We start from the raw sequence: 24,882 nt of genomic DNA on the forward strand, positions 1-24,882 counted from the left end.
CGATGGGATAGAAGAATATGACCCTGGCTTTTGTTGCCCTGATTGCCGGACTGGCGCTGCTGGTCTGGAGTGCGGATAAATTTGTGGACGGCGCCGCCGCGACCGCCCGTTATGCCGGCATGCCACCGCTGCTGATCGGCATGGTGATCATAGGTTTTGGTACCTCGGCCCCGGAGATGGTGGTCTCCGCGCTGGCGGCGGCTCAGGGTAACCCTGGGCTGGCCCTCGGCAACGCCTATGGCTCCAACATCACCAACATCGCGCTGATCCTGGGTCTGACCGCCCTCATCAGCCCCATCGCCGTCTCCTCCCAGGTGGTACGCAAGGAGATCCCCATCCTGCTCGGCATCACCCTGCTCTCCGGTGCCCTGCTGATCGATGGCCACCTGGGTGGCACTGATGCGCTGATCCTGGGGGCCGTGTTCCTGGTGCTGATGGGTTGGTCCATCTGGGCCGGCATGACCGGCAAGGGAGATGCGCTCGATGCGGATATCGCGGACGATATCAGTAGCGAGGGCATGTCGCTCAAGCGCGCCATCGTCTGGCTCCTGGTTGGCCTGGTGCTGCTGATCGCCGCCTCCCGCCTGCTGGTGTGGGGCGCTGTGACCATAGCCCAGGCGCTTGGCATCAGCGATCTGGTGATCGGCCTGACCATAGTGGCGGTGGGCACCTCGCTGCCGGAGCTGGCCTCCTCCCTCATCGCCATTCGCAAGAAGGAGCACGATCTTGCGCTCGGCAACGTGCTCGGCTCTAACCTGTTCAACACCCTGGCCGTGGTCGGCATCGCCGCCGGCATAGCGCCGCTGGATGTGGACCCGGCGGTGCTCTCCCGTGACTGGAGCCTGATGATGGGGCTGACCCTGTTGCTGCTGATCATGTGTCTTGGCCGCAAGGGGCAGGGGCGGATCAACCGCTGGGAAGGGGGCCTGCTGCTCGCCATCTTCGTGGCCTATACCTCCTGGCTGCTGGGTAGCCAGTTCCTCTGATGCCAGAGTGGTGCAGAGATAGATACGAAGAGGGGGAAGCATTTGCTTCCCCCTCTTGTTTGGTGCAATCCAGGCCGGATCAGGCCACCGCCACCAGCTTCTGCTTCTGGGCGCTGTCCAGGATCAGGATGCTCGCCTTGGGGAAGAAGTTGAAGGTGGAGGCCGAGGCCCAGGTGTAGGCCCCCATCACCCGACCGATGACCAGCTCGCCGATCGCCAGATCCGGCAGCATGATGCCGTCGCGGATCACGTCCACGCTGTCGCAGGTGGGGCCGGAGAGCACCGCATTGTGCAGTTCGCCGTGGGCATAGGGGGTGCTCACCGGGTAGGTTACGTGGTCATAGAGCTGACCGTTGTAGCTGCCGTAGAGGCCGTCATCCAGGTAGTACCAGATCTTGTCACCGCGGTGGGCCTTGCCCATCACGCTGGACACCGAGGTCATGGCCGGCGCGCTGATGAAGCGGCCCGGCTCGGCGATCTTCTGCACGGTGGCGGGCAGCTTGGCCAGCGCCGCGCGGATCGGGGCGCAGAAGCCGTCGATGTCGAACTCGCCGCCCTCATAGTCCACCGGGAAACCGCCGCCGATGTCCAGCACCCAGGGCTTGAGCCCGAGATCCCAGGCCTGCTCCATGATCTCGCGGCAGGCGTCGATGGCCTGCACGTGGCGACGGGAGTGGGGTACCTGAGAGCCGACGTGGAACGACAGCCCCATCACCTTGATCCCCTTGGCCTGAGCCAGTTGCAGCAGCGGCAGCGCCTGCTCCGGGGTGCAGCCAAACTTCTTGGAGAGATCGACCTTGGTCTCCGGGTTCGGGAAGCTGACTCGCAGCAGCAGTTTGACCTCGTCCTTGTAGGGAATGAACTTCTCCAGCTCCAGCGGGTTGTCATAGACAAAGACGGTGCAGCCGAACTCCAGCGCATAGCGGATGTCGCTGTCGCGCTTGATGGGATGGGTATGAATACAGCGTCCCGGGCGAACCCCTTGGCTGCGCACCAGATCCACTTCGCCATTGGTGGCCAGATCGAAACAGGCCCCCTCTTCCCGCAAGACAGAGACCACCGCCTCATGGGGCAGGGGCTTGAGTGCATAGTGCAAGCGCACATCGGGCAGGGCGGCGGCCAGGGCCCGATACTGTTTGCGGACGGCTGCCTTGTCGAGCAGCAGCAGGGGGGAGCCAAATTGTTCAACCAGCTGACGGTAATCTTGTGCGATCAGGGTCTCGTTCATTCTCTTTTGAAAGTCCTTAGGGGGCAGGTCTGCCCTAGCCTTGGTTTGTTGAGACGGCAGCGGCCGGCTCAGGCGAGTGGTCCGGAGGGACCCACCAGGCACAATGCATAACTCCTCGGCAAAGTGCTTAGTTATGCGCGGGATTATCGGCTTATTGCGTTTCTGTGCAAGCATTTTGATTGGATATGTTGGCAAGTTTTTCTGGTCGAGACGAAAGATGCTGTCGATATGCAACGAGGTGGCGAAGCTGTCTCGAGAATGGGTCGAATGAAACTCGGTAAGCTGTTGATAGTTAACGAACAAGTAACATTTTTCTGGATGCTGGCGTCAGTGGAAAAAAAGCGCGGCCCCGGGCGGCCGAGCGGGAGACAGCTCACAGTTTTTGGATTACCATGCCCGCTTCCTAATCCAAACTAGTTCGGATGAAGGTAGCAGGAGAGCGATGGGGGACCATCCACCGAAGAAGTGAATCTTTCAGGTACCGGGCAACCGGTGTGGACTGCTACTGGACGATACTCTGGAGAGACCCGTTAGATCGGGCGCCGAAGGAGCAAGGCACCATGACTGCATCGCAGGCAGGTGTCGGAAACTCTCAGGCAAAAGGACAGAGGGGATGGGATGGTTGTACCTGGGCTTGGCCCGCATCCGATCACCTCTGGCGATCGCGACACCTATGGGAAGATCATCCTTCTCCTCCTTAATTGTTGTTTTTTAAGGAGGATGCATGTCATCAATTCAATCGGCGTTAACCGCCATCGATAGCTTTATCTGGGGTCCGCCACTGCTGATCCTGCTGGTCGGGACCGGTGTCTATCTCACCCTGCGTCTGGGTTTGCTTCAGGTCGTGCGCTTGCCGCTCGCCCTGCGACTGGTATTTGGTCGCGATCAGGGCCAGGGCAAGCAGGGGGATGTCTCCAGCTTCGCCGCGCTCTGCACCGCGCTCTCCGCCACCATAGGCACCGGCAACATAGTCGGGGTTGCCACCGCCATCAAGCTTGGCGGCCCGGGTGCCCTGTTCTGGATGTGGATGGCGGCCCTGTTCGGCATGGCGACCAAGTACGCCGAGTGTCTGCTGGCGGTCAAGTATCGCCAGCAGGATGCCAACGGCCAGATGGCGGGTGGCCCCATGTACTATCTGGAGAAGGGGCTCGGCTCCAAGCCGCTCGCCAAGCTGTTCGCCCTGTTTGGCATAGGTGTCGCCTTCTTCGGCATCGGCACCTTCCCCCAGGTCAACGCCATCTCCGACGCCATGAGCCTCTCCTTCTCGGTGCCCCGCGAGGCGACCGCCGTGGTGCTGACGCTGATAGTGGCGCTGGTGACCCTGGGGGGCATCCAGTCCATCTCCAGCGTGTCGAGCAAGGTGGTGCCCTTCATGGCCATCTTCTACATCCTCGCCTGTGCCGGGGTGCTGGTGAACAATGCCGGCGCCCTGCCGGAGGCGGTGATGTTGGTCATCAACAGCGCCTTCACCGGCCATGCCGCCACCGGCGGCTTCGTCGGGGCCGGCATCATGCTGGCGATCCAGTCCGGGGTGGCGCGCGGGGTCTTCTCCAACGAGTCAGGCCTCGGCTCTGCCCCCATAGCGGCGGCGGCGGCCAAGACGGATTCCTGCGTGGAGCAGGGGCTGGTCTCCATGACCGGCACCTTCATCGACACCCTCATCATCTGCACCATGACCGGCCTGACCCTGGTGGTCACCGGCGTCTGGAGCGGGGACCTGAGCGGTGCCGCCATGACCAGCGCCGCCTTCGCCCAGGGACTGGATGCGCAGATAGGCCAGTATCTGGTGAGCATAGGGCTGCTGTTCTTCGCCTTCACTACCATTCTCGGCTGGAACTACTACGGCGAGCGCTGCACCGAGTACCTGTTCGGGGTCAAGGCCATCAAGCCCTACCGCCTCATCTATCTGGTGCTGGTGGCGAGTGGCGCCTTCCTCCATCTGGACATGATTTGGCTGCTGGCCGACATCGTCAACGGCCTGATGGCGGTGCCGAACCTGATCGGCCTCATCGGCCTGCGCCACGTGGTGATCGCCGAGACCCGCGCCTACTTCAGCCGGGATCTGGATGCGGAATCCGAGCCCCAGACTGCATGAGTCTCTGTTGGGATCCCATGCTGTGACAGCCGAGACCCTGGTCTATTGCTTCAGCCGGGGCCAGGATACCGAGTCGGAGCCCGAGCCGCAGACGGCCTGAGCCTGTCTTTGCTCCGTGCAGGAAATGAAAAAGCCACGACCCCGGTCGTGGCTTTTTCGTTGGCGTCCTAGTGGTTAGCTCTCCTGCCCGTTGGAGAAGGGCAGGGGCCTAGCCGCCGATCAGCAGCACCTGCAGCCGCCGCCGGACCTGCGCCACCAGCTCCTCGGGACTGCCCTGCCAACCGATCTGCTGTGCCAGCGTGGTGGAGGTGCCGGGCAGGAAGCGCAGCTCTCCGCCCGCCAGTTCATAGAAGCGGCTCGCCATGCGGGTCCCCTCGTCCAGATCCCCCGCCACCAGCAGCATGGCCTGGGCCAGCACGGCGCCGCCGTGATCCTGGGCCGGCGCCAGCCAGCGCTGGGCGGTGCCGGTAATCTTGCGACCCCCGATCACCAGATTGTACTGACCGTCGCAAAACGAACCGGGCACGAAGTCGTAGCCGCCCTGCAGGCCATAGTCCGCCAGCAGGGCCAGCAGCGGCGCCCCCAGCAGTTGGTAGTAGTGGCCAAGATCCGTGGTGGTGCGCGGCAGCAACAGGGAGAGGTTGAGGATGCCGGCGCCGTGGGGCACGGCGGTGCCGCCGCTGTCGCGCACATAGACGGGCCAGCCCTCGGCGGCGAGTTGCTCACAGGCGCTTTGATAGTGGGGCAGCCGCATGTCCTTGCGGGTGACGATGAGGCACTGGGACGCCTGCCAGAGGTGGGCACCGGCCCGACCCTGGCGGGCGCAGTCGCGCAGCCACTGCTGCTCCTGGGCCAGCACGAGATCGGGGGGCTGGGGAGTGGATGGCGTGTCCGGTGTCGGGCTGAGCAGGGAGTAGGGCATGGCGGTTTCCGGCGGCAGTGGTGCCAGCACAGTACCCGCGGGGAGGGGCAAGGTAAAGCCCCGCACGGCGGGGCTTCAAGGGGAGGAGGTCGGACCCGATCAGTGGCTGGTGTTGGCGCGAATGGGCAGCAGCAGGTTCATGATGATAGCGGTCAGGCCGCCGGTGGCAACGCCATAGGAGAGCACGCTTCGGGCCAGCTCCGGCAGGTGCTGCAGTACCTCGGGCACCTGCGCCACCCCCAGTCCCATGGCGATCGACACCGCCAGTATCATCAGGGCGCGGCGGTCCAGCTCCTCGCGGGAGATGATGCGCACCCCGGCGGCGGCTATGGTGCCGAACATGACGATGGTGGCACCGCCCAGCACGGGTTCGGGGATCTGCTGTACCAGGCTGGCCACCGCCGGGAACAGGCCGAGCAGGGCCAGCATGGCGGCGATGAAGAGGCCGACGTGACGGCTGGCCACCCCGGTCAGTTGGATGACGCCGTTGTTCTGGGCGAAGGTGGACATGGGGAAGGTGGAGAAGACCGCCGCCAGCATGGAGTTGGCCCCATCGGCCAGCACGCCGCCCTTGATCCGCGCCATGTAGACGGGGCCGTCCAGCGGCTCGCCGGAGATGTCGGAGGTGGCGGTCATGTCACCTATGGCCTCCAGCGCCGTCACCACGAAGATGATGGCCAGCGGCACGAACAGCTGCCAGTCGAAGCCGAGGCCGTAGTGCAGGGGGATGGGCACCATCACCAATGGGCCCTCGAAGATTGGCGCGCTCACCTTGCCCAGCAGCAAGGCCGCCCCATAACCCACCAGCATGGCGATCATGATGGCGGAGAGGCGCAGCCAGGGATTGCGACTGCGTTGCAGCAAGACGATGAGGCCGAGCACCAGCAGGGAGAGGAAGAGGTTGCTGTGGCTGGCGAAGCTGCCGTCGGCCAGGGCGCCATAGCCGCCGCCCATGCTGATGAGGCCCACCTTGATCAGAGTCAGACCGATGAGCAGCACCACTATGCCGGTCACCAGCGGGGTGATCACCCGCTTGACCAGATGCAGGAAGCGGCTCATCACCACTATGGTGAGGGCGGCCGCCAGCATGGTGCCAAACAGGGTGCCCAGCAGATCCTCGGTGGGCATGGCGGCCTGCTTGAGGGCGAGGCCTGAGGCGATGATGGGGCCGAGGAAGTTGAAGCTGGTGCCCTGCACCGACAGCAGTCCGGAGCCGAGCGGGCCGAAGCGGCGGGTCTGGATGAAGGAGGCGATGCCGGACATGACCAGCGACATGGAGACGATATAGCGGGTGTCGGCGGCGGGGAGGCCGAGGGCATTGGCGATGATGAGGGGCGGGGTGATGATGGCGACAAACATGGCGAGCATATGCTGCAGGGCGGCGAACAGGGTCTGGGGCAGGGGGGGAATATCGTCGATGCCGTAGACCAGTTCGCTGTGGGCTCGCCTGGGGGGATGTGCCTCTAGGGGGGCGCGCGTGGCGGCTGCCTGTTCCATAAATACCTCAAAAAATGGTGGGGAGGGGGATAAAATTGGGCGCTATTGTAGTGGCTGAAATGGGGCTGACCAGCGCTAATTGAGCGGGATCGGGTTTATTTCTGGATGGGTTGAAACGTTTGCGCGCGGCGATTATGATCCGCCGGTTTGTGTGACGGTGCTCGCCCTCAAATGGTCACTGTCGCATAGGGTTTTGAGGCTGTACGGCGTAGAATGAGCCCTCGTCTGTAACGTGGAGACTCTGGATGCTGAAGCTGTCGGAGTTTTGGAGTGCCAGAGAACACTCCGATGATTTTACCCTGACCCGCATGGGTTTCATGACGGTACGTCTGCGGCTGCTGACCTGTGTGCTGATGCTGGGTCTTCCCGCCTGGGCGCTGGTGGATTGGCTGACCCTGGCACCTGCCCAGTTCGACGAGTTGTTCAAGGCCCGCATCTTCTGCTTGCTGGCCCTCTCTCCGCTCATCCCCTTCTCCTATCTCATTCACTTCAAGCGCGAGCGGATGAAGCTGGCCTTAGGCTATCTGATGGCGGTGATGATGCTGTTTGCCCTCATCTGCCTGCACAGCTTCGGGGCGGATCAGGAGCTGCAGGCGGGCTACATGGCCTTCCCCTATCTGCTGATCAGCCTGTTTGCCATCTTCCCCATACCGCTCTCCCTCGGCCTGCAACTGGCGGGCGGCATCCTGGTCACCATGTTGCTGGGTAACTGGTGGCTGACCGAGCAGCCGCTGTGGAGCCTGCAGACCCTCAACCAGATCTGGCTGCTGGCGCTGTTCACGGTGGCGAGCGCCTGGGTGCAGTGCGGCCAGCTCAACATGCTGCTGCAGCTCTATCGGGAGTCCACCACGGACGAGCTGACCGGCATGATGAACCGTCGTCTGTTGATGAAGAGGATAGAGAAGGCCAGGGCCACCATGATCCACAAGCAGGCCCCCTTTGCGGTGTTGCTGCTGGATCTGGACAGATTCAAGCGCATCAATGACACCTTCGGCCACCTGGCGGGGGATGCGGTGCTCAGGGAGGTGGCGGCCACCCTGGCCGAGCAGCTGGAACCCGGCATGGTGCTCGGTCGTTATGGCGGCGAGGAGTTCGCCATCCTGCTACCCGGTTGCGGCGAGCTGGCCAAGGCCAAGCGGATAGCGGAGCGGCTGAGGATAGCGGTGGAGGCGCGGCTGGTGAAGAGCCCGATCTCGGACGAATTGCTGGAGGTGACGGTGAGCATAGGGCTGACGCTGGCCCGCTCCGGGGAGAGCATCGAAGAGCTGCTCAACCGGGCCGACGAGTGTCTCTATCTGGCCAAGATGGCGGGGCGCAACTGCGTGATCGGCGAAAAACCCGTTCTGCCCAGCCCGGTCAACACGGATGCCGCCTGAGGGCGGCATCCCGATCCACAACGCCTGCGTCTAGTTCAGCCGGTACTTGCCCGACAGCTGCTGGGCCAGCAGCTTAAACATGTTGAACACCGCCATGGTCTTGCCGGTTGGGGTGCCATCCTCGGCCAGGAAGAATTCCCCCTTGAACACCAGGATCTCCCCCTTTTGCTCCACCGCGTCGGCGCGCATGCCGTGGATGAAGTCTTCGTGACTCTTGATGATGCCGTTGGCCATCTCCAGCAGGGCAGTCTCGGTGATCAGCTCTTTCTCTGCTTGCATGCTCGTCTCCTTAAACGACTACTGACAGGACACGGGCGCGCCCTGTCGCTGATTGAAGAGGGCGTTAGCATACTGCAAAGGGGGATTTTCTGTCATTGATATGACCCCGTTTTTTAGCCCATCACCAGGTTTTTGAGCCAGTGGCGCTGGCGGATCCTGCGCTGCACCAGCAGCACCTTGCACAGCTCCTCCAGCAGCACCACCGCCACCACCCAGGAGAGGGGCCAGCCCAGCAGGCTGACCGCCGCCCAGGCACAAGGCAGGCCGATGCACCACATGGCGATGATGTCGATGAAGATGCTGTAGTTCACGTCCCCGCCGGAGCGCAGCACCCCTATGATGCCCACCATGTTGAACACCTTGAGCAGCATGCCGAGGCACATGATGGCGAGCACCTGGCCCGCCTCCCCCATCAGCTCAGCCGGCAGGTTGCCGACCCACTGCAGCAGGTTGGTCTGCAGCAGCCAGACCGCTATCCCCACCAGCAGGGCGCCGACGGGGGCGAGCAGCAGGAACAGCTGGGAGTGTTGCCAGGCGGCCTCGTACTCCTCGGCCCCGAGCCGGTGGCCGAGCAGGGTGGAGCAGGCCACCGCCAGCCCGAAGAAGAGCGAAATGAGGATGCTCTCCAGGGTGCCGAGGGTGGTCATGATGGCCAGGGAGTCGGTGCCGAGGTGGGCATAGAGGAAGCCATAGAGCAGCATGCCGAAGGCCCAGAGCCCGTCATGGAACAGCAGCGGCAGGGCGATCAGGGTGAAACGCACCACCTCCTTGCGCCGAAAGGCGTCCCACCAGTCCTGTCTGCGCGGCACGAGACGCGGCTCCTGGCGCAGCACGTAGATCAGCAGCAGCACGGTCTGCAGCAGACGGGAGAGCGTGGTGCCCCAGGCCGAGCCCGCGACCCCCATGGCCTCGAAGCCGAAGTTACCGAAGATGAGGGCATAGTTGAGGATGACGTTGGCGATGATGGCGATGATGCCGATCCGGGTCGGCGCCGCCGCGTTGCCCACCGAGCGCAGGGCCGCCTCCAGCGGCAAGACTATGGCGGTGCAGAGGATGGTCGCGCCGGTGATCATCAGGAACTCGTCGGCCAGCAGGCGCAATGCGGGATCCTGGCTGGCAAAGCCGAGCACGCTGCCCGGCGAGAGCACATAGATGAGCGCAAACGGCAGGCTCACCAATAGGGCGCCCACCAGCGCCAGCGCCAGGGAGCGGCGCACCCCGCCCAGTTCGCCACGACCGTAATACTGTGCCGCCAACACCGAGACCCCGCCAGAGAGGCCCGCTATCACCAGCAGATTGAAGAAGAAGACCCGGTTGCCCAAGCCGACCGCCGCCACAGCCGTGGTGCCAAGCTGGCTCACCATCATGATATCGATGAGACCCAGCAGGGAGAACATCATGGATTGCAGCGAAACCGGCAGGGCCAGCCGCCACAGTCGCGTCATGAACTCGCGATCGGTGGTTTGTTTTAAAATAGCTTGCCAATAATTCATTTATATTAACCAGGTGTGTAAAAGATGACACTTGTCAGGGATATGATAGGGGCTGACCGGGGCGGGGCCACTGTGAGTGACTCTCGGTTTTCTTGTGCAAAACTATCTTGTTGAGGTGTTATGGGCTTTGCTAGCGAGTGCCTGGAGATCGCCCCGAGCTGCGAGGAGCGGATGCTGGGGCGGGAGGGACTGCCCCTGCTCGGTGAGGCGGGCATCTTCCTGACCGGTCTTTCTAACATCCAGGATCACTACCTGATTCGTCGCAACCGGCCTGAGTTCCACATCCTGATGGTCAGCCACGACGAGGGGGGCGTGCTGCTGACCGGGGCGACCGAACAGCCCATTCCCGCGGGCGCGCTGGTGTTCCTGCCGGCGGCCGTACCGGGCGGGTTGCGGCTTGTCGGCGAGCGCTGGCAGACCAGCTGGATCCTGCTCGACGACATCCCGCGCTGGCGCCACCTGCACCGGCTCGGCCACCGCATCTGGCAAGGGGAGGAGGGGGAGCAGCTCTACCATCTGCTCAGCCTGATGCAGGGGGAGGGGGTCCGCTCCCCCCTGCAGCCGCAACTGCTCAGCCTGCTGCTGGCGCTGCTGGACAGGACCCTGCAGGGGGAGGTGCGCGGCACCCCGGAGCTGCGGTTGCAGGCGCTGTTTCGGCGGGTGGAGGCACGCCTCGACGAGCCCTGGAGCGTGGCGCTGCTTGCCGGCCAGATGGCCTGCTCTGTGCCCCATCTGCACCGCCTCTGCCGGCAGCTGTTCGGCATGGGGCCCATGGCCTGGCTCACCCAGCTGCGAATGAACAAGGCGCGCCAGCTGCTGCTCTATACCAACTGGCCGCTCGGCGAGCTTGCCGGCCGGGTCGGTTACAGCGACGGTGCCAACTTTGCCAACCGTTTTCGCCGCCTCACTGGGCAGACCCCGGGGGCCTTTCGTCGACTGGGTCGCAAACCTGTCGCCACGGATGCGCAAACTCTTTGAAATTGTTGGCCCAAGCCCATAGGATCGGCGGGCCACACAGTCAAGGTACAGATCCATGTTTGAAGATAATAATCAGAAACGTCCTCTCTACATTCCCTACGCCGGCCCGGCCCTGCTGGAGACGCCGCTGCTCAACAAGGGCAGCGCCTTCACCAGCGAGGAGCGCAGCAGCTTCAATCTGGAAGGCCTGCTGCCCCAGAACATCGAGACCATCGAAGAGCAGGCCGTGCGGGCCTATCGCCAGTTCATGGCGTTTGGCAACGACATGGACAAGCACATCTACCTGCGCAACATCCAGGATACCAACGAGACCCTGTTCTATCGCCTGCTGACCAACCATCTGACCGAGATGCTGCCGGTCATCTACACCCCGACCGTGGGCAAGGCGTGCGAGGAGTTCTCCAACATCTACCGCCGTGCCCGCGGCCTGTTCATCTCCTATCCGGACAAGGACAGGATCGATGACATGCTGCAGAACGCCACCAAGCAGAACGTCAAGGTGATAGTGGTCACCGACGGCGAGCGGATCCTGGGGCTCGGCGATCAGGGCATCGGCGGCATGGGCATCCCCATCGGCAAGCTGTCGCTCTACACCGCCTGTGGCGGCATCTCGCCCGCCTACTGCCTGCCGGTGGTGCTGGATGTGGGCACCAACAACCAGCAGCTGCTCAACGATCCCTTCTACATGGGCTGGCGCCATCCGCGCATCTCGGGGGAGGAGTATGACGAGTTCGTCGATGCCTTCATCCAGGCGGTCAAGCGCCGCTGGCCCGAGATCCTGCTGCAGTTCGAGGATTTCGCCCAGGGCAATGCCACCCCGCTGCTCAACCGTTACAAGGATGAGCTGTGCTGCTTCAACGACGACATCCAGGGCACGGCGGCGGTGACGCTGGGCAGCCTGATCGCCGCCTGCAAGGCCTCCGGTGCCAAGCTCTCCGAGAAGCGGGTCGCCTTCCTCGGCGCCGGCAGCGCCGGTTGCGGCATCGCCGAGCAGATAGTGGCGCAGATGAAGGCCGAAGGGCTGAATGACGCCGAGGCACGGGGCCGGGTGTTCATGGTCGACCGCTTCGGGCTCATCACCGACAAGATCCCGAACCAGCTGCCGTTCCAGCGCCGTCTCTCCCAGCCGGTGGAGCGGATCAAGGAGTGGCCGGTGGGGGACAACATCTCCCTGCTGGAGGTGATGGAGCACGGTCGGCCGGACATCCTGATCGGTGTCTCCGGTCAGCCGGGTCTGTTCACCGAAGAGGTGGTCAAGACCATGCACAAGCATTGCACCCGCCCCATCATCTTTCCGCTCTCCAACCCCACCTCCCGGGTGGAGGCCACCCCGGCGGACCTCATCCGCTGGACCGACGGCCAGGTGCTGGTGGCGACCGGCAGCCCGTTCGCGCCGGTGGAGCACAAGGGCAAGCGCTACGTCATCGCCCAGTGCAACAACTCCTTCATCTTCCCGGGGATCGGGCTCGGCGTCATCGCCTCCGGCGCCACCCGGGTGACCGATGCCATGCTGATGTCGGCCAGCCGTGCCTTGGCGGAGTGCTCGCCGCTGGTGAAGGGGGAGGATGGCTCCTTGCTGCCGGATCTGGCGGATATCCACCAAGTGTCCCGCTACATCGCCAAGATGGTGGCCAAGACCGCCATGCTGCAGGGCAAGGCGGTGCAGACTCCGGATGAGGTGATCGATCAGGCCATAGAGGCGAACTTCTGGCGGCCGGAATACCGGCGCTATCGCCGCACCTCGTTCTGATCGGGGTTGATGGCACAGATGCAAAAAGGGATGCGGCAGCATCCCTTTTTTTGTGCACGGCATGAGTGCCGGTTGCTACTGTGCCGGTTGCTCGGCAGCCGGCTCGAGGGCGGGCTCAGTCGCTGGCTCAGAGGTGGCGGGCATGGCGGCGTCGGCATCCTGCACGCCGGTGACCCGGATTTCGACCCGGCGATCCGGGGCGAGGCAGTCGATGAGCGCGGCCCTGGGCTTGACCTCGTCACACTGGTTGCCGGTCACCGGGTTGCTCTCGCCATTGCCCTGAATGCTGACCTTGTCGGCCGGCAGGCCCTTGCCGATCAGGAAGTTGGCTACTGTGCTTGCGCGGGCTTCCGACAGAGCCTGGTTGTTGGCATCCGAGCCGATGCGGTCGGTGTAGCCCATCACCACGGCGCTGCCATTCTTGGGCTGGATGTCGACTATCTGCTGATAGAGCGACTCCAGCGCCTGCATCCCCTCAGGTTTCAGCTCCGCCTTGCCGAAGGCAAACAGCACGTCCGAGCTCAGGTTGAAGGTCTGATCCACGGGGGCCGGAGCCGGGGGCGGCGCCACTATGGGGGCGGCGACCACGGCCGCGGCCACGGTGCGGTTGGGGTGCAGCACCAGCTCCAAGGTGGCAGTACTGATGTCGCTGACCCAGCGCTGGGTGCCGCTGCCCACCTTGTCGTTGTCTGAGTCATCACCGACCCGCACCATATAGCGATAGCGGGCCTGGATGTCGATCCAGTCGGTCAGCCTGGCGGTCATGCCAAGCCCGGCCAGCGGCGCCAGGTTCTCTTCGTTGCCGTTGATGGATTTGACGCTGTAGAGGTAGCCGCCACCCTCGGCAAACACCGAGAAGATGTCATTCAATGGCAGCCGGCCCAGGATCGACAGGGTTGCCCCTTGGTTGCTGAACTCGTGGCCATTGATATCCCATTCGCCGCCGGACAGATAGCCCAGTTCGGCGCCCAGGTTTTCGGTGAAGTTATAGCCAGCGAAGACGTTGTAGGCGGTGTCATCGTCGCTGACATCCTGACTAAAGTCATCGATATCATGTGCCCATGCCCAGCCCGCCCCTGCCCCTATATACCAGTCGTGAACGGGGGCCGCCTGCGCCGCCGTGGTCGCCAATGCCAATGCAATCCATACCGGTTTCAGTCTTATGTTCATCGCGTATCCTCGTCGATGTTGGGTGTTATAGGGCTCCCAGCCCTTGTTATGCATAACCACCATTATGTATAGGCGATATAAGAGGTTTAACCACTTAAGTGGCGCATCCATATAGAAATTCTGTGAGACAACCGGCAGCTATTGTGATCCGGCCAGGGGGTTGGGCGGCAATATTTTGGCATAAAAAAAGGGGCCGTACGGCCCCTTTTTTCGTGCAAGTATGCAGCTTATTGCTGGACTTCCTGCACCCCGGTGACGCGCACTTCGACGCGACGATCCGGAGCCAGGCAGGAGATCAGCTCGTTCTTGCCCTTGACGCCATCGCACTGGGTGCCGGTGACCGGGTTGGCTTCGCCATGACCTTCGATGGCCACCTTGCCTGCCGGCAGGCCCTTGCCGACCAGGAAGTCGGCCACGGTACGGGCGCGTGCTTCGGACAGCTTCTGGTTGTAGGCATCGGAGCCGATGCGGTCGGTGTAACCCACCACCACGGCGCTGCCATCTTTCGGCTGAACGTCAACGATCTGCTGATACAGAGTATTGAGTGCGGCGGTCCCTTCCGGTTTCAGGGTGGATTTGCCGAAGGCAAACAGCACGTCTGAGCTCAGGGAGAAGTTCTTGTCGACCACGACGGGAGCCGGCTCGGCGACCACGGGGGCGACCACGGGAGCGACATAGGTGGTGCGGTTCGGGTGCATCACCAGTTCCAGGGTCGCGACGCTCATGTCGGTTTCCCAGGTCTTCTGCTCGTCACCCAGGCTCCACATGTAGCGGTAACGGGCCTGCACATCGATGAGATCGGAGAGCTTGGCGGTCAGACCCAGGCCAGCGAGGGGGGCCGTGCCGTTGTCGCTCTCGCCATTGCCGTTGACGTGGTTGAAGTAGGCACCGCCTTCGGCAAACACGGAGAAGATGTCGCTCAGCGGCAGGCGGGCGATACCGGACAGGGTCGCACCCTGGGTCTTGAAGTCGACGCCATCGACGCCACCCTTGCCGGCGTAGAGATAACCCAGCTCAGCGGCAAAGTTCTCGTTGAAGTTGTAGCCACCGAACAGGGACAGCGCGGTGGCGTCCTTGTCGGCATCCTGGCCGAAGGAGTCAAGGTCATGGCCATATGCCCAACCGGCACCCATACCTGTGTACCAGTCGTCGGCCGCCTGGGCGGTGGAAGTTCCCATGGCTGCAATAGCCAGAGCAATCAGGGTTGGTGCCATTTTCATTTTCATCATTTTATCCTCGTTGAGTTGCCGTGCTATGGGCGTACTGCGCACTCTTCTGTTATACCGACCGCAGATGACAATTCATGCTGCGACGTCGTGAGCCGATCACGGGCGGCTTGAATAAAAAATGGATGGTAACCTGGATTCTCATGAAGCTAATTCTCCATGGACAACTAACCGGGCAATAAGCACTTTTAATAGTTCATCCAATGTCTTACAAGCGAGGCTACTGTATTCTTTTGACCCACATTGATCAAGTTTCTGTACAAACATCCAGCGAGGGACTAGCGGTGAGGAGGGGGAGACGGCAAGGGGGCAGGAGAGGGCGAGCGTTGCCGTGACGCAGATCGCAGGCAAGCAAAAGGGGATGCCGTGGCATCCCCTTTTCGCATTATCTGAGCGGAGTCAGATTACTGCTGAACTTCCTGAACGCCGGAGATGCGAACTTCTACGCGACGGTCCGGGGCCAGGCAGGAGATCAGCTCAGCCTTGGCCTTGACGCCGTTACACTTGGTACCGGTGACAGGGTTGGCTTCGCCACGACCTTCGATACCGACTTTGCTGGCAGCCATACCCTTGCTGACCAGGAAGTTGGCAACGGTGCGGGCACGAGCTTCGGACAGCTTCTGGTTGTAAGCGTCAGAACCGATGCGGTCGGTGTAACCAACGACTACGGCGTTGCCGTCTTTCGGTTGGAACTCAACGATCTGCTGGTACAGAGCATTCAGAGCGTCAACACCTTCGGCCTTCAGGCTGTCTTTGCCAAAGGCAAACAGCACGTCGGAGTTCAGGGCGAAGTTCTTCTCAACGATCTGCGGAGCAGGAGCGGCTTCTTCAACAACAGGAGCGGCAACCGGTGCTACGTAGGAAGTACGGAACGGGTGGTAAACGGCTTCCAGGGTAGCCACGCTCTGGTTGGACTTGTACTGCTCGCCGGTGGCGGTAGTCAGGTCAGCCACGTCCCACATGTAACGGTAACGAGCTTGCAGATCCAGAGCGTCGTTAACCTTGTAGGTCACACCGGCGCCAGCCAGCGGGGATACTTTGGTATCGCTGGTGCCCATACCGTCGGTGTGGCCCCAGTAGGCGCCAGCTTCACCGAACAGGGAGAAGTCGTTACCCAGCGGCAGACGAGCGATACCGGACAGGGTGGCACCCTGGCTCTCGTAACGGTTGCCATCGGTGTTACCACGGCCGGTGTACTGGTAGCCCAGCTCGGAACCGAAGTATTCGTTGAAGTTGTAACCTACGAAGGCATTTGCAGCAGCTGCGTCTTCTTCACCGGCGGTAACGCCTTCGATCTTGTTCAGACCGTTGAAGTGAGTAGCACCGACACCGGCACCGAAGTAGATGTCGTCAGCGGCGTGTGCAGCAGTTGCGCCCATGGTAGCCATAGCGATGGCGATCAGGGAAGGAGCCATTTTCATCATAAAAAAATCCTCGTTGAGATGGCACGTAGTCCACGTGCTTCGCATTTTTTAATTTATGTAAGCTGCTGGCTCTGCCGGGCAACAATGGTTGCACCGAGCAGGGATCCTAGATCCATCCAGGAGGCACGTATCTGGGTGCACAGGTGAACGGGTTGCATTGTCGACAATGCTTCCCCCTTCACGAACAGCCGATGTCATTCCGATGACGTGGCGCACTTTATGCTCATTTCAAAACATGATCAAGCTCACAGATAATCGATAAGGCAATTTGTGTCGTGTGAGTAACTGGCTGTTTATCCGAATTTATTAGTGATCCAAGTAGGCGCGGTGCAGCTTTTTTTCAAGCTTCATATAGGCCTCAACCCAGGCCGGCCGTGCCGTGGCTCCAGACTCCCGCGTGGAAAATACCGCCAGGTAATCGGCCTCGGTTGCTTCGCACAGCAAGGGGGTGAAGCTGAGGAGAAAATGGCGGGCGAGATAGGGGTCGAGGGGCCAGATATTGAGGATGGCCCGCGCCACGGGCTGAACTGCTGCTGAACAAATGAAATTTCGATGTCCGGCCTCCAGCCACAGCGCCATCTCGCACAGACCCTGTTCGGGCACCAGGCCGCCATCTCCTTGCGTCACGGCAAGCTTCATATGATTACCATTGCCGAGCAGCAGGGTGCCATCCTCCTGCAAGACGCCGTCGTGGCCGCGCAGGGGCAGCGTGCCGGGCTGCTCGAGGTAAAGGCTGCACCGGTCGGAGAGGGCCGCCAGCACTGACGCGGCCTCGCTTTGCAGGGCGGCTGGCAACCAGAACGCCTCGGCTCGGGTTTGCTGGCCCTGATGGAGCTGACGAGCGAGGGTCGCGGGGTCCGAATCGGGATGAAGACGGGAGATGATGCCTGGAAATGCCATGCTGATTACTCTTTAAGGGATAACCGGCGGATTATACGAGTTATGGCCGTGGCAACAATAAGGTTTCTTTTCGAGACTGTTTACCTGAGGCTGCTCTGCGATTACCATCCCCGATGTTTGTTAGGGTTGTCGTCGAAAGACGCTTATTAAAGATAGAGGCTCGACCATAACGAGTCCGTTCAAAACTGATACACTTGACTACGAGTCGTCGCGAAAAATACAGGTGGAGTGAATCCGCCGAACGGAGTATGGAACACCATGAATTCAAATATCGTAACTGTTGGCAAGAAGATCCGTCAGATCCGCGAAGCGGTTGGCCTGAGCCGTCCCAAGTTTGCCGATCTGCTGGGTGTCCCCCCGACTACCCTGAAGAACTATGAACTGGGTTATCGTGAAGTCGGAGGCGCCTTCCTGGTCGCCCTGGCTCATCACCCGGAATTGCACAAGTTCACCCTCTGGCTGCTGGCTGACAAGAAAGTCGCCGAAATCGGTCAGATCGGTCCGGACGATATTGCCAAGGCCTGATCATCGGAGCTTTGGTAAAAGTGCCGCCCTCGAGGCGGCATTTTTTTATCCATCAAAATACCTCCATATTTAATTAAATGCTGCCGGCTGTGCTCTGCGCAGTGATTTTAATTAAAACCGCTTGGCAAGCTGGATTAATCCCCAGAGAATTCCGACCCTTGAATGGGGAGCCTCCTCCCGTGATGCGTACAGTGAGACAAGCATGAGTCAAACCATACCGAAAGCCAGAGATGGCTTCACCAGCACCTTCGGCGTGCTCGCCGCCACCCTGGGCTCGGCCGTCGGCCTCGGCAATATCTGGAAATTCCCCTACCTGACCGGGGAAAATGGCGGCGCCGGCTTCCTGCTGGTCTATGTCATCGCCACCCTGCTGGTGGGCTTGCCGGTGATGATCTCGGAGATCATGCTGGGCCGTCAGGCCAAATCCGACGCGGTGAGCGGACTCATCAAGCTGGCGCCCAAGGGACAGCCCTGGTGGCTGATCGCGGCCATGGGGGTCACCGCGGCCTTCCTTATTATGTCCTTCTACTCCGAGGTGGCGGCCTGGGTGTTCGCCTACATCTTCAAGGCGATCAGCGGGGAGATCCTGTCGACCGATCCCGCCGTCACCGGTGCGGCCTTCAACTCCTTGATCACCAACCCGCTGCAGAGCCTGCTGTGGCAGTGGCTGGTGCTGGCGCTGATGGGGGGGATACTGTTGATGGGGGTCGCCAAGGGCATAGAGGCGGTGACCAAGAGGCTGATGCCGGTGCTCTTCATCCTGCTGCTGGTGATCGGCCTGCGCAGCCTGACCCTGCCGGGGGCGAGCGAGGGGCTGCGCTTCCTGTTTTCCCCGGACTTCTCCAAGATCACCGCCGGCGTGGTGCTGACGGCCATGGGGCTGGCGTTCTTCAAGCTCTCCATCGGCATGGGCTGCATGATGACCTATGGCAGCTACTTCCGGGACGATCAGCACATCCCGTTGACCACGGTCCGGGTCATGTGTGCTGACCTGTTCGTCTCCATGCTGGCGGGGATCGCCATCTTCCCGGCGGTGTTTGCGTTTGGCTTCGAGCCCTCGGCCGGTCCCTCCCTGCTGTTCATCACCATTCCGGCGGTGTTCGCCAGCATCCCGTTCGGCCATCTGTTCATGGTGCTGTTCTTCGTGCTCTCCGCCATCGCGGCGACCGGCGCCATGCTCTCCATCCTTGAGGTGCCGGTCTCGGTGCTGTCGGAGCGCTTCCACATGAGCCGCCCCAAGGCGACCCTGATCAACCTGCTGGTGCTGGGGGTGGTCGGTTCGACCTGTGCGCTCTCCAACAGCACCCTGGCGGAGGTGCAGATCGCCGGCAAGACCTTCTTCGATCTGTTCGACTTCATCTCGTCCAACGTGCTGATGCCGCTCGGCGGGATCTTCCTCTGCCTGTTTGTCGGCTGGGTCTGGGGCTATGAGCGGATGGCGGCGGCACTGACCAATGGGGGCAAACTGGAACTCAAGATCCTCAAACCCCTGTTCTTCATCATCCGTTACGTGTCGCCCTTGCTGATCCTGATCGTGATGCTCAAGGGGCTGGGGCTGTTCTGATCCCCTTCCCTGAGATAAAAAAGAGCGCCGGTGGCGCTCTTTTTTATTGTGACTAACGGCGCTCAGATGAGCCTGAGCCGGGACAACTCCTCCTTGAGCTGCTCCAGGTTGCGCTCGACGCAGGCCTCGCCCTCGCTGATGGCGTCGCTCGCCCGATGGAAATCCATGATGGAGAAGCTGCCAAGACGCGGGCAGAGCTGGATCTCGGGGGGATCCCCGGCCATACGGGCGCGGGTGATGCGCTCCTGCATGATGTTGATGGAGCCGGTCATCACGCTCCACATGCCGGGGGTGCTCGGTTCACCCCGGTTCAGCCACTGGCTGAACCGGCCGCCCTGAACGGGTTCGTCGGAGTCGTCAGCCCAGGGCTGGTGCATATCGGCGTTGAGGTTGACGGCGATCACCACCTCGGCCCCCATGGCGCGGGCGAGGGAGATGGGCACAGGGTTGACCACGGCGCCATCCACCAGCCACTGATCGTCGACCCGGGTCGGGGTCAGGATGCCGGGCATGCCGCAGGAGGCGCGCACGCATTGGCGCAGCGGGCCCTCTTGCAGCCAGATCTCGCGCCCGGTGTTGAGTTCGGTGGCGACGCAGGCGAAGGGCAGCGGCAGGCTCTCGATGGGGGGATCGCCGAGGTGGTTGGCGGCGATGCCAAATACCTTCTCGCCGCGAAACAGGCCGCCGGAGAGGGCGGGATCGAGCAGTCCCATCACCTGCAGCCGGCTGAAGCCGCGTACCCAGGACTCCAGCTTGTCCAGCTCACCGGCGGCGTAGGCGGCGCCCACGAAGCTGCCGATGGAGCAACCGGCCACCAGATCCGGTTTGACGCCGAGCCGCTCCAGTGCCCGTATGATGCCTATGTGTGCCCAGCCTCGGGCAGCGCCGCTGCCCAGAGCCAGTCCCAAACGGGGTTTTCGTGACACTGTGCGTCTCCTTGCATGAGTAAGGGCTCCAGCTTACTCCCTGTTTTCCCGGCCGTCATCCTGCTAGCCCTCACCTTGAGTGCGGTCGCAGGCCAGGGTCCGACCTAGGGTCAGATTCACCCATCACAGGCGAGGCTGATGATCTTTCACCCGGGCTGTTACGATTTGTCACATTTATACATAGTCGCGGCATAGTCAGGAGTTACCATGATGCCATCATTGATGAAGTCTCCTCGTTTCTCCTACATTGCATGGATTGTTTGATGAAAATGCGCATATGGTTGTGGCTCCTCCCGCTCGCCCTGCTGGTGGCGGGCCTCTGGTATCTTCGTCAGGCCGAACCGGTCAGCAAACCCCAGCCGAAGCAAGTCAATATCCGGGCGCAGACCGTCCGGCAGAGCCTGGCCGAGCCCTCCATCAAGCTGGTCAGCAAGTTGGCGGCAAACCGCTCAGTGGCGGTCAGTCCCGAGGTCACCGGCCGCATCGTCAAGATAGGAGTGCGCTCCGGTCAGCGGGTCAAGCAGGGGGAGACCCTGATCGCCCTGGATGAGGGCAAGCAGCGGGCGGAGCTGGCCGAGCAGAGCGCCAGCCTGCGCGATGAGAAGCGCAAGTTGCGCGACATGCGCCGGCTGGTGGAGCGCGGCGCCATCACCAATTCGGAGCTGGAGGGGCAGGAGGCGACCGTGGCCCAGGCCCAGGCCAGGGTCGACGCGGCCCAGTACGAGCTGTCGCTGCGCACCCTGCCGGCCCCCTTCAACGGCACCGTCAGCCTGATCGATCTCAGCGAGGGCGCCCTGGTCAACAGCGGCGACGTGCTGCTCCACCTGGATGAACTCGCCCGGCTGCGGCTCGATCTGGCGGTGCCCGAGCGTTACCTCGCGCTGCTGAGGCCCGGCATGGCGGTGACGGCCACCAGTTCGGCCTGGCCGGATCAATCCTTCTCCGGCGTGCTGGAGACGCTCGACAGCCGGATCTCCAACGAGACCCAGAACATCAAGGCCCGCGTCATCATCCCCAATCCCACCGGCCAGCTCAGGCCCGGCATGATGATGAACGTGGAGCTCTCCCTGCCCGCCCAGAAGATGACCCTGATCCCGGCCCAATCGGTGGAGTACGCCGGCGAGCAGCGCTTCGTCTATCGACTGGAGACGGACGGCCGGGTGAAGCGCATCCCGGTGGAGCTGGGGGATACCCACGGCGAGGAGGTGTGGGTCATCAAGGGGCTGAGCGTCGGCGATCGCATCGCGGTCGAGGGGCTGGTCAACCTGCGTGACGGTGCCTATGTGCGCGATCTGGCAGAGGTAAAAGGCTGATGTGGCTCTCCGATATGTCAGTGCGCCGCCCGCTGGTGGCGGTGGTCATCAGTGCCCTGCTCACGGTGTTCGGCCTGGTAGCTTTTTCCAAGCTGACGGTGCGGGAGATGCCGGACGTGCAGACCCCGTCCGTCTCCATCACCACCACCTATGACGGCGCCGCCCCCGAGGTCATGGAGAGCCAGGTCACCAAGCCCATAGAGGATCAGCTCTCCGGCATCAGCGGCATCAAGAACATCAACTCTGTGACCCGCAAGGGGCGCTCCTCCATCACGGTGGAGTTCAAGCTCGGCTGGAACATGGTGGAAGGCACCTCGGATGTGCGTGACGCCATCTCCCGTGCCCGTCCCAAATTGCCGGACGAGGTGGACGAGCCCATGGTCACCAAGGACAACGGTAACGGGGATGTGGCGATCTGGCTCAACTTCAGCAGCACCCAGATGGACCGCACCGCCCTGACCGATTACGCCAACCGGGTGCTGGTCGACCCCCTGAGTCTGGTGGACGGGGTAAGCGAGATCTCCCTCTCTGGCGATCTGACCCAGGTGATGTATGTCAGGCTGCGTCCCGCCGACATGGCGGCCCGCGGCATCACGGTGGCGGATGTGCAGGATGCCCTCAAGCGCGAGAACATCGAGCTGCCGGGCGGGGAGATCCGTAACAACAGCATGACGATGGCGGTGCAGATCGCCCGTCTCTACCACAGTGCCGAAGATTTCCGCTCCCTGCCGGTGGCGACCGCCGCCAATGGCCAGAGCATCTACCTGGCCGACATCGCCGACGTGGAGGTGGGGGCCAAGAACGAAGACAGCGCCTACCAGCGCAACGGCAAGGAGAGCCTGGGGATAGGCATAGTCGCCCAGTCCACCGCCAACCCGCTGGCGGTGGCGCAGGGGATAGAGCAGAAGATGAGCGAGATGCAGCGCTTCCTGCCGGAGGGGGCCAAGCTCGAGGTGGATTACGACTCTACCGTCTTCATCAAGCAGGCCATCCACGAGGTGTACATCACCCTGGCCATCTGCGCCGTGCTGGTGGTGGCCGTGCTCTATCTGTTCCTGGGGCAGGGGAGAACCACCCTGATCCCGGCCATCACTGTGCCGGTGTCGCTCATCTCTGCCTTCATCGGCGCCTGGTACCTCGGCTTCTCCATCAACCTCATCACATTGCTCGCCCTTATTCTCGCCATCGGCCTGGTGGTGGACGACGCCATCGTCGTGGTGGAGAACATCCATCACCATCTGCAGCGGGGCGAACCCCCGCTGATGGCGGCCTGGCACGGCACCCGCGAGGTGGGCTTCGCGGTGATCGCGACCACGGCCGTGCTGGTGATGGTGTTCGTGCCCATCGCCTTCATGGATGGCATGGTGGGGCGGCTCTTCACCGAGTTTGCCATCCTGCTGTCGCTCGCCGTGCTGTTCTCCTCCCTGGTGGCGCTGACCCTGACTCCGGCCATGGGCTCCTGGTTGATGCGCGCGGTCGACAAGCCCAACGCCCTGACCGCGACCCTGGACCGTGGCCTCGGTTGGGTGGAGTTGCACTACCGGCGTCTGCTGGGCTGGGTGCTGCGCCGCTCCGCCTGGACCCCGCTGGTGCTGGTGCTCTGCCTCGGCGGCATCGGCGCCCTGTTTAGCCAGCTGCCCGCCAGCCTGACCCCGACCGAGGACAGGGGCGTGCTCTATGTGTTCGTCAAGGGGGCCGAGGGTACCAGCATAGAGCGGATGAAGCGCAACATGCAGCAGGTGGAGGCCGCGGTCATGCCGCTGCTCGGCAAGGGGGTGGTGCAGGCCATGAGCTTCAGCACCCCGGCCTTCGGGCGCGGTGGCGATCAGACCGGGATGGCGATCATCCAGCTGACCGACTGGGCGGTGCGCGGCGAGACCGCGACCGAGTTCGCCCGCACCCTGAGCACACGCCTCGCCGCCATCCCGGACGTGATGATCCGTACCTTCCAGCCCGGCTTCAAGGGCGGCTCCAACGCCGCCGTGCAGTTCGTGCTGCAGGGCTCGGACTATGCCGAGATCTACCAGCAGGGGCTGGTGTTGCAGCAGGCCGCCGCCCAGAGTGGCCTGATGCTGGCGCCGGATCTGGACTACGCCGAGAAGACCCCCGAGCTGCAGGTGACCATAGAGCGGGACAGGGCCAGCCAGCTCGGCATCCCCGTCTCCACCGTGGCCAGCTCGTTGCAGGCCCTGCTCGGCGGCGTCAGCCAGACCACCTATGTGGACAGGGGCGAGGAGTATGACGTCTATCTGCGCGCCAACCAGCGCGACTTCAACGGGATCTCCGATGTCAGCCGCATCTATCTGAAGGCGGCCAGCGGCGAGATGGTGAGCCTGTCGACCCTGGCCACCGTCAAGCAGGTGGCGAGCCCGCAGCGCCTCAATCACTACCAGCGCCAGAAGGCGATCTCCCTCACCGCGGACGTGGCCCCCGGCCACACCCTGGGGGAGGCGCTCGACTTCCTCGACGGCTGGGCCAGCACCCATCTGCCCGCCGGCATGACGGTGGACTATGCCGGCGACTCCAAGGACTACCGTGACAATCAGGGCGAGATGCTGATGGTGTTCGGCCTGGCCCTGCTGGTGGTCTATCTGGTGCTGGTGGCGCAGTTCGAGAGCCTGTTGACCCCGACCGTGGTGATGGTGACAGTGCCGCTCGGCATCTTCGGTGGCCTGCTGGGCTTGTGGCTGACGGGGCAGGAGCTGAGCATCTACAGCCAGATCGGCATGATCATGCTGATCGGCATGGTGACCAAGAACGGCATCCTCATCGTCGAGTTCATCAACCAGCTGCGCCAGCGTGGCGAGGGATTCGAGGAGGCGATCATCGCGGCCTCGGTGCGCCGCCTGCGCCCCATACTGATGACCTCGCTGACCGCCATCATAGGCGCCGTGCCGCTGATGATCTCCATGGGGGCCGGCTATGAGAGCCGGATGGCGGTGGGGACTGTGGTGTTCTTCGGCCTCTCCCTGGCGACCCTGGTGACCCTGGTGATGGTGCCGGCCATCTATCACCTGCTGGCCCGGCGGGCCGGCATGACGGGGGCGCGGGATCTGCTGGTGGACGAGGCGCTGGCGGTGGACAGCGAGCCCGAGCAGCGGGGCAAGCCGGCGGCCTGAGCGGCCAGGCTGATCCCGCTGGATTGAGAAGGGCGCCTGCGGGCGCCCTCTGCGTTGGCCCGTTGTCGGCGCTGCCTGCCGCCGTGGCGGCGGCTGCGCCTTATCCCTCTG

General features: G+C 62.8%; 19 protein-coding genes and 1 riboswitch. Of the genes, 9 read left to right on the top strand and 10 right to left on the bottom strand.

What is annotated here, in order from left to right; all coding sequences use genetic code 11:
* Positions 1-17: 17 nt before the first annotated feature.
* The gene (locus AACW18_RS10230) at positions 18-986 is read left to right on the top strand and encodes a calcium/sodium antiporter (RefSeq protein ID WP_218388566.1); all 969 of its coding nucleotides are present in this window, start codon (positions 18-20) and stop codon (positions 984-986) included.
* Positions 987-1,065: 79 nt separating this feature from the next.
* Here the strand turns inward: AACW18_RS10230 and AACW18_RS10235 are convergent, their stop codons facing one another.
* Positions 1,066-2,214, bottom strand: coding sequence for a type III PLP-dependent enzyme (locus tag AACW18_RS10235; RefSeq protein WP_218388567.1), 1,149 nt, complete (start codon positions 2,212-2,214; stop codon positions 1,066-1,068).
* A gap of 507 nt (positions 2,215-2,721) precedes the next feature.
* Positions 2,722-2,832: riboswitch (glycine riboswitch) on the top strand.
* 106 nt (positions 2,833-2,938) lie between these two features.
* Between AACW18_RS10235 and AACW18_RS10240 the strand changes: the two genes are divergently transcribed.
* Complete coding sequence (locus AACW18_RS10240) at positions 2,939-4,309, top strand: alanine/glycine:cation symporter family protein (RefSeq protein ID WP_218289913.1); 1,371 nt, start codon at positions 2,939-2,941, stop codon at positions 4,307-4,309.
* 208 nt (positions 4,310-4,517) lie between these two features.
* On the opposite strand, the gene AACW18_RS10245 is transcribed toward AACW18_RS10240, so the two are convergent.
* Complete coding sequence (locus AACW18_RS10245; protein WP_218388568.1) at positions 4,518-5,231, bottom strand: lipoyl protein ligase domain-containing protein; 714 nt, start codon at positions 5,229-5,231, stop codon at positions 4,518-4,520.
* Between the two features lie 99 nt (positions 5,232-5,330).
* Positions 5,331-6,728 carry a nucleobase:cation symporter-2 family protein gene (locus AACW18_RS10250; RefSeq protein WP_218388569.1) on the bottom strand — a complete coding sequence of 466 codons (1,398 nt, stop codon included), beginning with the start codon at positions 6,726-6,728 and terminating at the stop codon, positions 5,331-5,333.
* A gap of 245 nt (positions 6,729-6,973) precedes the next feature.
* On the opposite strand from AACW18_RS10250, the gene AACW18_RS10255 reads away from it, so the two are divergent.
* Positions 6,974-8,104 (top strand): GGDEF domain-containing protein, encoded by a 1,131-nt coding sequence (locus tag AACW18_RS10255; protein ID WP_218388570.1) that lies wholly within the window; start codon positions 6,974-6,976, stop codon positions 8,102-8,104.
* A 30-nt stretch (positions 8,105-8,134) separates the two neighbouring features.
* Here the strand turns inward: AACW18_RS10255 and AACW18_RS10260 are convergent, their stop codons facing one another.
* Both AACW18_RS10260 and AACW18_RS10265 read right to left on the bottom strand, forming a co-directional pair.
* Positions 8,135-8,383, bottom strand: a complete 249-nt coding sequence (locus tag AACW18_RS10260; RefSeq protein ID WP_218388571.1) for a DUF2498 family protein — start codon at positions 8,381-8,383, stop codon at positions 8,135-8,137.
* A 113-nt stretch (positions 8,384-8,496) separates the two neighbouring features.
* Positions 8,497-9,876, bottom strand: a complete 1,380-nt coding sequence (locus AACW18_RS10265; protein ID WP_218388572.1) for an MATE family efflux transporter — start codon at positions 9,874-9,876, stop codon at positions 8,497-8,499.
* A 120-nt stretch (positions 9,877-9,996) separates the two neighbouring features.
* On the opposite strand from AACW18_RS10265, the gene AACW18_RS10270 reads away from it, so the two are divergent.
* Positions 9,997-10,854 (top strand): helix-turn-helix transcriptional regulator, encoded by an 858-nt coding sequence (locus AACW18_RS10270; protein ID WP_218388573.1) that lies wholly within the window; start codon positions 9,997-9,999, stop codon positions 10,852-10,854.
* A gap of 55 nt (positions 10,855-10,909) precedes the next feature.
* Positions 10,910-12,604: an NAD-dependent malic enzyme gene (locus AACW18_RS10275; protein WP_218289918.1), complete on the top strand. Its 1,695-nt coding sequence runs from the start codon at positions 10,910-10,912 to the stop codon at positions 12,602-12,604.
* A gap of 75 nt (positions 12,605-12,679) precedes the next feature.
* Here the strand turns inward: AACW18_RS10275 and AACW18_RS10280 are convergent, their stop codons facing one another.
* From AACW18_RS10280 to AACW18_RS10295, 4 genes are all read right to left on the bottom strand, one after another.
* Positions 12,680-13,774 (bottom strand): OmpA family protein, encoded by a 1,095-nt coding sequence (locus tag AACW18_RS10280; protein ID WP_218328904.1) that lies wholly within the window; start codon positions 13,772-13,774, stop codon positions 12,680-12,682.
* A gap of 227 nt (positions 13,775-14,001) precedes the next feature.
* Positions 14,002-15,000, bottom strand: coding sequence for a porin OmpA (gene ompA, locus AACW18_RS10285; RefSeq protein ID WP_218289921.1), 999 nt, complete (start codon positions 14,998-15,000; stop codon positions 14,002-14,004).
* 404 nt (positions 15,001-15,404) lie between these two features.
* Positions 15,405-16,424 (bottom strand): porin OmpA, encoded by a 1,020-nt coding sequence (locus AACW18_RS10290; RefSeq protein ID WP_042653971.1) that lies wholly within the window; start codon positions 16,422-16,424, stop codon positions 15,405-15,407.
* 306 nt (positions 16,425-16,730) lie between these two features.
* Complete coding sequence (locus AACW18_RS10295) at positions 16,731-17,324, bottom strand: hypothetical protein (RefSeq protein ID WP_218388574.1); 594 nt, start codon at positions 17,322-17,324, stop codon at positions 16,731-16,733.
* A gap of 258 nt (positions 17,325-17,582) precedes the next feature.
* Here AACW18_RS10295 and AACW18_RS10300 point away from each other — a divergent pair, with 258 nt between their 5' ends.
* Positions 17,583-17,849: a helix-turn-helix domain-containing protein gene (locus AACW18_RS10300; protein WP_005298604.1), complete on the top strand. Its 267-nt coding sequence runs from the start codon at positions 17,583-17,585 to the stop codon at positions 17,847-17,849.
* Positions 17,850-18,051: 202 nt separating this feature from the next.
* Entirely contained in the window at positions 18,052-19,413 is a 1,362-nt protein-coding gene (locus tag AACW18_RS10305; protein WP_042653969.1) for a sodium-dependent transporter, read from the top strand.
* A 62-nt stretch (positions 19,414-19,475) separates the two neighbouring features.
* Here the strand turns inward: AACW18_RS10305 and rssA are convergent, their stop codons facing one another.
* Positions 19,476-20,339 carry a patatin-like phospholipase RssA gene (gene rssA / locus AACW18_RS10310; protein ID WP_218388575.1) on the bottom strand — a complete coding sequence of 288 codons (864 nt, stop codon included), beginning with the start codon at positions 20,337-20,339 and terminating at the stop codon, positions 19,476-19,478.
* Positions 20,340-20,602: 263 nt separating this feature from the next.
* Here rssA and AACW18_RS10315 point away from each other — a divergent pair, with 263 nt between their 5' ends.
* Entirely contained in the window at positions 20,603-21,652 is a 1,050-nt protein-coding gene (locus AACW18_RS10315) for an efflux RND transporter periplasmic adaptor subunit (protein WP_042653967.1), read from the top strand.
* Positions 21,652-24,771, top strand: a complete 3,120-nt coding sequence (locus AACW18_RS10320) for an efflux RND transporter permease subunit (RefSeq protein WP_218388576.1) — start codon at positions 21,652-21,654, stop codon at positions 24,769-24,771. Before AACW18_RS10315 ends, AACW18_RS10320 begins: the two co-directional genes overlap by 1 nt.
* Positions 24,772-24,882: the final 111 nt, after the last annotated feature.

This window comes from Aeromonas sp. sia0103, from assembly GCF_963895295.1.
Lineage (GTDB): Bacteria > Pseudomonadota > Gammaproteobacteria > Enterobacterales > Aeromonadaceae > Aeromonas > Aeromonas encheleia.